Annotated in this window: 1 pseudogene; it reads left to right on the top strand. The window is 62.6% G+C overall.

Features of this window, described 5'->3' with window-relative positions:
• A pseudogene (locus tag JF66_RS18715) lies at nucleotides 1-1,186 on the top strand (preprotein translocase subunit SecA); the annotation flags it as partial.

Genomic DNA, 1,186 nt, shown 5'->3' with positions numbered 1-1,186 from the left:
GGCCAAGGAAGGGGTGGCTGTCAAGGCGGAGAACCAGACTCTCGCCACCGTCACGTTGCAGAACTACTTCCGTCTGTACAAGAAGATCTCCGGCATGACCGGTACGGCCGAGACCGAGGCCGCCGAATTCATGAGCACCTACAAGCTCGGTGTTGTCTCGATCCCCACCAACAAGCCGATGCAGCGCATCGACCAGTCTGACCTCATCTACAAGAATGAGGAGGCCAAGTTCAACCAGGTTGTCGAGGATATCGTGGCGCGCCACGAAAAAGGCCAGCCGGTGCTCGTGGGTACCACGAGCGTCGAAAAGAGCGAATACCTCTCACGCCTGCTGGCGAAGAAGGGCGTGCGGCACGAAGTGCTCAACGCCAAGAACCACGCGCGTGAGGCTGCCATCGTTGCCCAGGCAGGCCGCCTCGGCTCCGTGACTGTGGCCACTAACATGGCCGGTCGTGGCACGGACGTCATGCTCGGCGGCAACGCGGAGTTCATTGCGGTCGCTGACATGAACGCCAAGGGCCTGAGCCCGATCGAGACGCCGGAAGAATACGAGACTGCGTGGGACGACGTGTTCGGTGCCGTCAAGGCCACCGTGCACGAGGAAGCCGAGAAGGTCATCGCTGCCGGCGGACTGTACGTCCTCGGTACCGAGCGCCACGAATCCCGCCGCATCGATAATCAGCTCCGCGGACGCAGTGGGCGTCAGGGCGACCCGGGCGAAAGCCGGTTCTACCTCTCGCTCACCGACGACCTGATGCGCCTCTTCAACGCGGGCGCCGCGGAGAGCCTGATGGGCCGCCAGGGCGTGCCCGATGACATGGCGATCGAGTCCAAGGTGGTGAGCCGCGCCATCCGCAGCGCGCAGGCGCAGGTCGAGGGCCGGAACGCCGAAATTCGTAAGAACGTACTCAAGTACGACGATGTCCTCAACCGTCAGCGCGAGGCCATCTATGGTGACCGCCGTCACATCCTCGAGGGCGATGATCTGCACGAGCGCACGCAGAAGTTCCTCGAGAATGTGATCGACGAGGTCCTCGATGTGCACACGGGGGAGGGAAACGGCGACGACTGGGACTTCGATGCGATGTGGGTCGAACTCAAGACCCTCTACCCGATCGGACTGACGATCGACGAGGTCGTGTCGGAAGCGGGCGACAAGGGCAGAATCAACCGCGATTTCATGCGT

Source organism: Cryobacterium sp. MLB-32 (assembly GCF_000738085.1).
Taxonomy (GTDB): Bacteria; Actinomycetota; Actinomycetes; order Actinomycetales; family Microbacteriaceae; genus Cryobacterium.
Note: the sequence above shows the minus strand (reverse complement) of the source record. Positions and strands in the feature narration are given on the sequence as shown.